This window comes from Mesorhizobium sp. M7A.F.Ca.CA.003.01.2.1, from assembly GCF_003998945.1.
GTDB lineage: Bacteria > Pseudomonadota > Alphaproteobacteria > Rhizobiales > Rhizobiaceae > Mesorhizobium > Mesorhizobium ciceri.
Window position 1 is genome coordinate 1 of sequence record NZ_RZRA01000273.1, and the last position, 6,060, is coordinate 6,060.

Annotated in this window: 6 protein-coding genes, 1 tRNA gene and 1 pseudogene; 2 read left to right on the forward strand and 6 right to left on the reverse strand. The window is 60.6% G+C overall.

Features of this window, described 5'->3' with window-relative positions; genetic code table 11:
* The first annotated feature begins 236 nt into the window (after positions 1-236).
* Complete coding sequence (locus EN969_RS13420) at positions 237-923, forward strand: D-lyxose/D-mannose family sugar isomerase (RefSeq protein WP_063170203.1); 687 nt, start codon at positions 237-239, stop codon at positions 921-923.
* Positions 924-1,009: 86 nt separating this feature from the next.
* Here the strand turns inward: EN969_RS13420 and EN969_RS13425 are convergent, their stop codons facing one another.
* A complete protein-coding gene (locus tag EN969_RS13425) occupies positions 1,010-1,984 on the reverse strand; it encodes a L,D-transpeptidase (RefSeq protein ID WP_335919097.1) in 975 nt (324 codons plus the stop codon).
* Between the two features lie 320 nt (positions 1,985-2,304).
* Here EN969_RS13425 and EN969_RS13430 point away from each other — a divergent pair, with 320 nt between their 5' ends.
* A complete protein-coding gene (locus EN969_RS13430; RefSeq protein WP_013532292.1) occupies positions 2,305-2,523 on the forward strand; it encodes a hypothetical protein in 219 nt (72 codons plus the stop codon).
* A 68-nt stretch (positions 2,524-2,591) separates the two neighbouring features.
* On the opposite strand, the gene EN969_RS13435 is transcribed toward EN969_RS13430, so the two are convergent.
* From EN969_RS13435 to EN969_RS13455, 5 genes and pseudogenes are all read right to left on the reverse strand, one after another.
* Entirely contained in the window at positions 2,592-4,037 is a 1,446-nt protein-coding gene (locus EN969_RS13435) for a hypothetical protein (protein ID WP_244514292.1), read from the reverse strand.
* 136 nt (positions 4,038-4,173) lie between these two features.
* On the reverse strand, positions 4,174-4,806 hold the full coding sequence (locus EN969_RS13440; protein WP_063167747.1) for a hypothetical protein: 633 nt from the start codon (positions 4,804-4,806) through the stop codon (positions 4,174-4,176).
* A 263-nt stretch (positions 4,807-5,069) separates the two neighbouring features.
* The gene (locus EN969_RS13445) at positions 5,070-5,426 is read right to left on the reverse strand and encodes a hypothetical protein (RefSeq protein ID WP_024505762.1); all 357 of its coding nucleotides are present in this window, start codon (positions 5,424-5,426) and stop codon (positions 5,070-5,072) included.
* 151 nt (positions 5,427-5,577) lie between these two features.
* A tRNA-Gln gene (locus EN969_RS13450) sits at positions 5,578-5,651 on the reverse strand.
* 187 nt (positions 5,652-5,838) lie between these two features.
* Positions 5,839-6,060 (reverse strand): annotated as a pseudogene (locus tag EN969_RS13455) (UPF0104 family protein); the annotation flags it as partial.

Genomic DNA, 6,060 nt, shown 5'->3' on the forward strand with positions numbered 1-6,060 from the left:
GTCGATGAGAATCGACGGCGTATCGAGGTCGTGGACGGTCGGCATCATCTTTCACCCCATGAGGAATCCGCGGGTTTTATGGCCCTGAAAATCCGCGATGTCACGCGGCCAGCGAAGCGGATCTGTGGTCCATGCGCCTAAGCGCAAGACCGGGCAGGGCGGCGAGATGGATCGACACCGCATCGACGTTCGGCTATGCGATTTGCCAGACAAATCGATACGAAGGGATCATGATCATGAAGCGCTCCGCCATCAACGACATCATCCGCGAAGCCGACGCTTTCATCCGCTCGTTCGGCTACATCATGCCGCCCTTCGCCTATTGGTCGCCGCAGGAGGCGAAGGCGCGCCAGGCCGACTCCGCGGCCGTGTTTACCTCGCGGCTCGGCTGGGACATCACCGATTACGGTCAGGAGAAGTTCAAGGAGCTCGGCCTGTTCCTGTTCACCGTTCGCAACGGCCGCTACGAGGACATGAAGAAGGGCATGGGCATGCTCTATGCCGAGAAAATCATGATCTCGCGCAAGGACCAGCTGTCGCCGATGCATCGCCACAACGTCAAGGCCGAGGACATCATCAACCGTGGCGGCGGCAAGCTGGTGCTGGAACTGTTCATGCATGACCGCGACGGCGGCATCGATCCCAAGGCCGAGGTTTCGGTGCCGGTCGACGGAACCATCCACAGGCTGCCTGCGGGCGGGCTCCTGAAGCTCGACCCGGGCCAAAGCGTCACGCTGCTGCCCGGCGTCTGGCATGCCTTTTGGGCCGAGGGCAAGGATGTGCTGATCGGCGAGGTCTCGACCGTCAACGACGATCTCACCGACAATGTGTTTCGCGAACCGATCGGCCGTTTTTCCAACATCGACGAAGACGTTGCCCCGATCCATCTGCTGGTGTCCGACTACGAGAAGTGGCTGGGGTAAAGGGCCGCTCCACGCCCTCGGCGACGCCAGTCACACGACCGTGTGACTAGTCGCACGGTCGAAAGTGGGTAGGCCGTATCGCCTACCTACTGCGATCCCTGTTCGACCGATCCTGCCGCTTCGTCCTTGAAGACGACCTTTGTGCCTTTTTGCACTTCGGAGGCGAGGTCTTCGGCATCCCAGTTGGTCAGCCTGATGCAACCATGCGAGAAGGTCTTTCCGATCTTGCCTGGGTCCGGAGTCCCGTGAATGCCGTAGCTATCGATGGACAAGTCGATCCAGACCGATCCCACCGGATTGTTTGGCCCGGCAGCGATCGTGAAGGGGCGCTTGCTCCTCACTCCCTTGAAGGCAAACTCGGGATCGTAATGATAGGCTGGGTGGTGCACCACGCGTTTGACCTCCGCCTGGCCACTCGGCGCGGGCTTCTCCTGACTTCCGATCGAGGCGGGGTACGTCGCAAGCACTTTGCCGGAAGGGTCAAGCACCCGAACCTGGCGAGCGCTCTTGTCGACCTCGACGCTCGCGATGTCTTGCGGCGGATCACCTCGGGTGACAGCTGGCACGAGCAGCTTTTGCCCCGCCCTCCTGAAGCCGATGCCGGGATTGAGCCGTTCAAGCAGTTGCTCGCTGATGTGGAAGCGCTCCGCCATCTTTTCCAGGGCATTGTGGTAGGCCAGCCTGGGCAGGCGGGCCATCCTCTCCATGCGCGCCGGAATTCGCCTGGTGAACGGCCCATGCACATCCTTGCGTGTCAAATCGTAGGTCTCAATCGCGGGGCGCGAGGAGGTCGCGACCAGCTTGTCCCATGTCTCGCGGGTGAGCTTGCCGTCGGCAGGCAATCCGTTGGCCGCTTGGAACGCACTGACTGCCCGGGTGAAGTTCTCTGCCTTGCGGCCATCGATCAGGCCTGGCGAGAAGCGTGCACGATCCAGGAGGATTTGCGCCTTCAGCACGGTCGCACTGACGCCTTTCGCTTCGCTGCCGTCAAATTGGGCGTTGTTGACGGCGGCCGCGTCCAGTTTTGCCGCCGCCGTTGCATCGCATGCGATGACGAGCATGGCGACCGCGACAAGAACGAGCCTGATCATGGAGGTCACACTCCCGTATGGGCACCTGCTTCTATGACGTCGCACGGCCGATCTGGTTCCATTTCCTGCAGTTGCGTCCGACTGCCGAGTGCCGTGCGCGCAGTGAACCCGGACCAGGAGCACCCGGCGGTGGCGCGGGTGCATTGTTGATAAGGGTCCGCCATCATCAAGATGAATGGCGACTCCCGTCAGCGCATGTGTTGGCTTCAGAACCGCAGAGACCGGAGCGACAACGGGCCAACGCCCGATTGAGTCCGTCTCCACAGGCTCGGTGACCGAGGAGAGCCAGGATGCAATTTCCTGCCCAGAAGAACAAAGGACCGGCTCAACCAGCCGAGGATGAGCGCCAGGCACGGCTTGAGAAAACAGCCAGGCTCAAGCAGCTTCGCTCCTATGCTTCCTGGCTTTCGTCTGACCCAAACGCCCAACTTCACGATGAGATAGACTGCTCCGTGCTGATCGAAGGCGTGGGACGACGCAGCATGGAGCCTTGGCTGATCGGCAGGTGACATACCCGGGCGGCGAGGTTTCCACCGCCAACGACGATCTGGCCGACAATTTGTTTGGCTAAAGCAGTTCACCGTTTCACGGAGACGGCGACCCGCTCTAACTCCTTGTTTTGACGCAATTCCGGACGGAAAACCGTTTCACACTTTTCCTGGAATTGCTCTAGCCGATCGGCCGCAACAGTGGCGACAGGCAGACTTCGCGTCAGTGACAGCAGCCTTGCTGCGCGCTCGTCCTGCACAGGCAGGGCGGCACCGACAGCCAGCGAAGCTTGCGCCGGGTTGCTGAGGAAGCGCCGCTCGGGCGCAATGCCTTTCAGATGCCGATGGAGCTCTTCGCGCTCACGTTCAGCCTCAGCGAAATGCTTGAGCGTCGCATGCGCCACACCCTTGGCGTAGCGCTGCATGGCCGCCGTCAGCACATAGAGGCCCGGCTCCTCGGTGATCGGTTCGTCGATGATCTCCTGCCAGCGGCCGAAGCGCACCTGCACATGCGATTTCATCGCATGGTAGCCTTCCACCGTCTGCGTGAGCTTTGGCCGGCCCTGGATGGCGACCACGTCGCGCGCGACCAGGCTGCGCACCCTGTCGGCGGCCCACAGTGCAGACTGGTGCTGGCCCGACAACATGCAGGTGAACATCATCAGATGCAGATCGTGGCAGCAGCCGAGCAAATAATAGGTCGGCTCGTCGGCATAGGCGAGATAGAGGTCGTTGGCGCGCACCGCCTTTTCGCTGGCGCGTTTTGCTTTCTCATACTCGCCGCACAGCACATAGATGTGCCCCGGCATGTGGTTCATATGCCCGGCATCGGGGCACATCTCGCCGAGCAGATCCGCTGACCGCATGCCGCGCTCCGGCATGGTGGACATTTCCAGGAGATGGATGTGCAGGTGGACGATCGCCGGATGTTGTGCTGCGCCGGCCTCATCGGCAAGCCGGATCGACCGCTCGCAGACGTCGAGCGCCTCGACGACATCGGAATTCGGCGCCGGCGCGCCGGTCTTGAGGTTCCACAGCCGCCGCACCGTGCGCATCATCAGTGCTTCGACCAGCAGTGCCATCACATCATGGTCATCGGGAAAGTCCCGATACACAAGCCGCATCGCGGCGGCATAGGCGTCATCCCAACGTTCGAATTCCTCCAGGCTCACCCGGTGTGGCTTCTGGAAGCGGGCGGCCAGCGCCTCGATCAGCCGCTTCTCGATCTCACTGGCGGAAGCCGCATTGGCCCTGGCCAGTTGGACATGCTCGAAGCAGCGTTTGGTCGCGCTGTCGGCCTCGGCCTCGCCATGCTCCTTCCAGGTCAGATTGTAGAAAGGTCCAGCGGCATAGGCGATGCCCCAGTGAACCATCGCGCAGTGAGGATCCGTCTCCAGCGCCTTCTCAAAACACTTGATGCCTTCCTCATGGTTGAAGCCGTAGCACCAGTTAAGGCCAATATCGAACCAACGCTGGGTTTCTGTCGAGCGAGTGGAGATGGGGCGGCGGTAGGTGCCGAGGTCGAAGCGGTCCATGTCGTCTCATTTCAATTCTGATTGCCAGCGAGCCAGCTCTGGTCAGACTCCTTCGCCATCAATGTGTGCCGAAACTGGCAGGCATGGCAAACGCAACGAGTGCCATCGCTGCTTGCATTGGAGACTATCGCCGCCCTTAGCCGGTCTCTTCGGGCACCGTTTCATTTTGCCAGCCGGCTAGCTCAGGCAGGTCGTCAAGCCAGCTTTTCTCGGTCATCAAGGCATCGCCGGCCTGCGGAGCAGCCTCGGTGGCGTTTTGAATGAGCCAGTCCATCCACTTCCGATAGGCAGCCGGGGTCAACTCGGGCGGCAGCACCTTGGCCTTGGCCAGCATGCGTTTGCGGAAACTCACCTGCCTGCGGAGTTTCGTCGTCGTGAATTTGATGGTCTTGCCTTGATATTCGACCGTCCAGCGCCCGTCGCCGTGGCTGGCGAGCCTGTCGATGGCGAAGCCGCTATCCACCGGCCTATCCCGCCAAGGAAGCTCGACGGCATTCTTCCTCAGATCGACTGCCCATCGCCTGTAGTTGGTCCCGGCACGCTGGGGCGGCAGCACCCCTGTCTGTTCGAGCATTTTCCTGCGGAAGGTCGGCTGCTTCTTAAGCTGGCCTGTCGTCAGCTCGATGCGATGCCCGCGGAATTCGACGTGCCAGCGGATCCTGCCATTGCCGAAATACTTGACCAGCCTGTCGATGACGAATTCGTCGTCGGAGAGCGTCACGCAGCCTTGGCTGATGCGTTCGAGAAGGAATCGGCTGTCACTGACCATTACGCGTTTGCTCCATGCTCCTCGATGTAGCAGAGGCCGGGTGCCGGGAGTGGAGCGCGACCGGAATCGGCCTCGGCTTCATCGAAGGAAATCACGCAGCCGAAGCGGCCTACAGGAAGGCAGGGTAAGTGACGACACGGCGCGCGATGCGGCGAACGCCGGAATAAATATGCCGGCTCGTTGGATCGACTGGTGTTGCGGCGGTGTCTTGAATTTCACGCTTGGCGCGTTCGACGGGGTCGCTGGTACAGCACTCCACTCGCTTAATCTGGTGCCATCTGGCAATTGGGGCCAATCCATTTATTTGCCGAAGTATCGAGTTCATTGTCCATGTCGGAGGCGCTGCATACAGGATACCGATCATCACCGCGCCGAGCCATACTTAAGGACTTATACCGGCGAAGGAGTGCATCGTGATCTTGGGGCTGTTGGCCTTGTCGCTGCGACGAAAGCTTCATCATGCAATTGGCAAAAGCATCCGTGCCTTGTTTAAAACCAAAGCCGGTACACTGCGCCTTGTCTTCCGCAGTCTGGGTTTGACTGGCATTCCCCTTGTCTGTCGTGCAGCCAACCAAGAAAGTAACGAACATCAGAAATCCGATGAAGACCAAAGCGCGCATTCCGTTCTTCCTTCGATAATTTCGATCCTTTGACGATCCTATAAATGTCACCCCGCCGCAACCCACCATAGCTGGAATCCCGTCAGGTGGTCGCCAGGGAGCATTTCACGATGATGAGCGTTGGTGATTGTTTTGATCGAGAGAAGAGGAGTGGCTGGGGAACCTGGATTCGAACCAGGACTAACGGAGTCAGAGTCCGTGGGTCTACCGTTAACCTATTCCCCAGCAGGCACGATCTTGAATATCACGATAAACGTGAAAACCGTGCGGGCCGAGCGGGCAAGCCGCTGTGAGCGCTGCCTTGTAGCCGCCAGCGGAAAATAGTCAAGCCTGCTCTGTGCGTCAATGGCACGTTTCGACAGGACGCCACACTGCAGATGCCGGCGCGCGGCGCCCAGTCCTATTCCACGCCTCAAGGCTCCGTCCGGCTGAACTGCGAGCGTTCGAAGAACAGCACGATGCCCAGGCCCAGAATCAGCGGGACGATCAGGTAGAACAGCCGGAACACCAGCAGCGCCGCCAGCACGCCGACCGGATCCATGTCCGACAGGCCGGCGAGGAACACCACCTCGAACACGCCGAGTCCGCCCGGCGCATGCGAGATCTGCGCGATCGAGAAGGAGACGAGGAAGAC